The 3499-nt window shown below is 75.2% G+C and carries 2 protein-coding genes and 1 pseudogene; all 3 read right to left on the reverse strand.

The genetic code is table 11. The annotated features are described in order from the left end of the window. On the reverse strand, positions 1-884 hold an 884-nt coding region (locus tag AB0H81_RS44295), incomplete at its 3' end, for a serine/threonine-protein kinase (protein WP_358388392.1). 81 nt (positions 885-965) lie between these two features. After that, positions 966-2537 carry a serine/threonine-protein kinase gene (locus AB0H81_RS44300; protein ID WP_358388395.1) on the reverse strand — a complete coding sequence of 524 codons (1572 nt, stop codon included), beginning with the start codon at positions 2535-2537 and terminating at the stop codon, positions 966-968. 10 nt (positions 2538-2547) lie between these two features. After that, a pseudogene (locus AB0H81_RS44305) lies at positions 2548-3499 on the reverse strand (hypothetical protein); the annotation flags it as partial.

Below are 3499 nucleotides of genomic sequence, written 5' to 3' on the forward strand. Positions count from 1 at the left end.
GGGGGCGCGTCCAGGGCGGCGGCGGCGCCGGGGCCGGTCAGGCCGCCCGCCGGGATGGCGACCGGGGCCGTCGGCTCGGGCGCGTTGCCCGCGACGACCGCGTGCAGCCGCCACCGCGCCTCGTCCAGGCTCATCCGCCGCGCCGGGTCCTTGTGCAGCAGCCCGAGCAGCACCGGCCCGAGCGCGCCCGCGCGGGCCAGCGGCGGCGGCTCGGAGTGCAGCACGGCGCCCAGCGTGGCCAGCGCGTGCGCCCGCTGGAAGGGGGAGTGGCCCTCCACGGCCACGTACAGAGTGACGCCCAGCGACCACAGGTCCGACTCCGGCACGGCCTGGCCGCCCGCGGCCCGCTCCGGCGCCATGAAGGCGGGCGTGCCGACGAGGATGCCGGTCCTGGTGACGGGCGCCTCGTCCTCGGTGGTGGCGATGCCGAAGTCGGTCAGCACCGCCCGGCCGTCCTCGGCGAGCAGCACGTTGTCCGGCTTGACGTCGCGGTGCAGGACGCCCGCGGCGTGCGCGGCGCGCAGCGCCTCAAGCAGCTGCAGGCCGATCTCCGCCACCCGGGCCTGGGGCAGCGGGCCCTCGTCGCGGACCAGCTCGCCCAGCGTCCGCGACCGGACGAGCTGCATCACGATCCACGGGTGGCCGCCCTCCTCCAGCACGTCGTAGACGGCCGCCACACCGGGGTGCGCGACCCGCCCGGCGGCCCGCGCCTCGCGGAAGGTGCGCACGCTGAAGACGTCCCGCTCCGGCCCATTGAGGTCAGGGGGCGGGTGGATCTCCTTCACGGCCACGTCACGGCCGAGCACCTCGTCGTGAGCGTGCCAGACCGTTCCCATGCCGCCCTGGCCGATGGTCCTGAGCAGCCGGTATCGTCCACCGACCATTACCGCTGATTCGGACATGCGGGCCGCCTACCCGATAAAGCCCCTCCCAAGCACACTCATCGCCGGATTAAAGACCGGGTGTCAGCGGAGGGCGAAGCTGCCGACGAACATGTCGAAGTAGCGGCGGTCGCGGCTCCACCTGGAGTCGGGCGCCTCCCAGTACAGCGCGAACGGCGGGCCCGCGGCCGGGCGGAATCCGCGGTTGAGCACATGGAGGAGGGTCCCGTCGCGCCGCCAGGTGTACTCCCAGTCGGCCGCCGGCCGTCCGAGGAACGTGGCCGGCTCGATGCCGATCCGGCGGTACCCGGGGAACTCCGCCCTGTCGGTGATCTCCTTCTCCAGGGACTTCCAGTGCTGTGCAGGCCCGCGCCACACCCCCTCGGGCATGGTCCACTCGACGCGGAACGCACCGGGGGAGCCGGGACCGCGCACGGTGACGCTGGCGCGCTCGCTGCTCCTGGTGACCTTCCAGCCGGCCGGGACGGCGATGGAGAAGCCGCCCGCGCCGTCCCGGTACACACGCCAGCCGTCCGGCACGACCGCGGCCGTCCTGCTGGGAGTGGCCGTCGGTTCCGAGGCCTGGGACGGTTCGGGGGGCCGGGACGTCTCGGACGTCCAGGACGGCTTGGCGGACGTCTCGGCGGTCGCGGTGGGCTCGGAGGTCGTGCCCGTCAGGGCCGACGAACCGCCGTCCCGCCCCACGAGGCCGGTCGCGCGGACCGCCAGCAGGGTCCCGCCGGCGGCCAGGACCGCGGCCAGGGCGATCGCGGCGGGCACCATGAACCGCCGCCGCGCGGGCGGACGGCTCCACACCGCCGGCACGGGCACCGTACGGCCGGAGTGGGCCCGGGCGGAGGCGATCACCCCCAGCAGGTGCGCCGCCTCGCCCGCCGGCATCCGGGCGGCCGGGTCACGGTGCAGCAACCCCATGATCACCGGGGTGAGCGCGCCCGCCCGGACGGGCGGCGCGGGGGCGTCGCGCAAGATGGCCGCGACGGTGGCCGCCCACGAGTCGCGCCGGTACGGCGGGGCGCCCTCGACGGCCGCGTACAGTGTCGCCCCCAGCGACCACAGGTCGGACTCGGGCCGCGCGGGCTCGCCGTTGAGCCGCTCGGGCGGCATGTACGCGGGCGTGCCCACGAGACCGCCGGTGGCGGTCAGCCCCGGCTCGGCCTCCAGCGTGGCGATGCCGAAGTCGGTCAGCACGACCCGGCCGTCGTGCGCGAGCAGCACGTTCTCGGGCTTGACGTCGCGGTGCAGGACGCCGGTGGCGTGGGCGGCGCGCAGCGCGCCGAGCACCCGCTCGCCGATGAGCGCCACCCGCTCGACCGGCAGCGGCCCCTGCTCGCCGAGCACCTGCGCCAGCGACCGCGACGGGACGAGCTGCATGACGATCCACGGCCGCCCGTCCTCCTCGACGACGTCGTGGATCACCACCACCGACGGGTGGTCGAGGCGGCCCGCCGCCCGGGCCTCCCGGATGGTCCGGCGGTTGAGGTCGGCCCGCTTGTCGTCGCCGACGCCGGTGTAGCGCACCTCCTTGACCGCGACCGTACGGTCGAGGAGCCGGTCGTGGGCACGCCAGACCACCCCCATGCCGCCCTCGCCCAGCGGCTCGATGAGGCGGTAGCGCCCGCCGACCTCCCTGTTCACGCCGGGAAGCCTACTTGCGCGGTTTGAACGTCGCGCAGAAGCCCTCGAAGAAGTGCAGGTCTTCCTTCCAGCGGCTCTTCAGCGTGTGCCAGTAGATGGCGTAGGCGCGGCCGTTGTCGGTGATGAACCCCCGGTTGCGCACCCGTGACGGACCCGAGTCGGCGTTCCAGGTGAAGTCCCAGTCGGCGGCCGACTTCTGGTAGTCGACCCGCTTGATGCTGAGCTTCTTGTAGCCGCCGAAGCTGTACTTGGCCGTGCGCTCCTGCTTCTTCCAGTCCTTGTACGGGTCGGAGCCGGGGTTCGGCGACTCCTCGATCAGCAGATAGGACTTGGGACCCGCCCCCGGGCCGCGGAAGGTGATCCGGTGGGAGGTCTCGCGGACGTGGATGTCCCAGCCCTTGGGCAGGCCGACCGAGAAGCCCATCTTCTTGTCCTTGTACATGTGCCAGCCCTTGGGCAGCGCGTCGGCCGGATCGGACGGCTTGGCCTCGGTGGGGGTGGGCGACGCGGGCTGGGTGGGAGTCGCCGACGGGGAGGCGGGCGGCGACGCCGAAGGGGACGCCGAAGAAGACGCCGAGGCCGACGGCGCGGCCGGGGACGTCGCCGGCGCGGAGTCCTTCGCGGACGCGGCGGCGGGCCCCGTGGCCGAGGCGCCGGCCGTCTTGACCGGGCCGTCGTCGGGGACCGAGCGCAGGCCCAGGTAGCCGCCCACTCCGGCGACGAGCACCACGGCGGCGGCCGCCGCGACGACCGGGCCCAGGCGGCGGCCCGGCTCCGCGCGCGACGACCCGACCGTGGGCTCGTCCTCCTCCGGCTCGGGGCTCGCCGCGGTGATCCGCTCACCGGTCTCGGGCAGGGCCGCCTCGCGACCGGAGCCCTTCGAGCCGCCGGACCCCCCGGCGCCGGGGGCGCGGGGCGCGGGCGCGGGGGGCGCCGGCTCGGGCGCCTGCGGCACGACCAGG

This window comes from Nonomuraea sp. NPDC050691, from assembly GCF_040654455.1.
In the GTDB taxonomy this organism is placed as follows: Bacteria; Actinomycetota; Actinomycetes; order Streptosporangiales; family Streptosporangiaceae; genus Nonomuraea.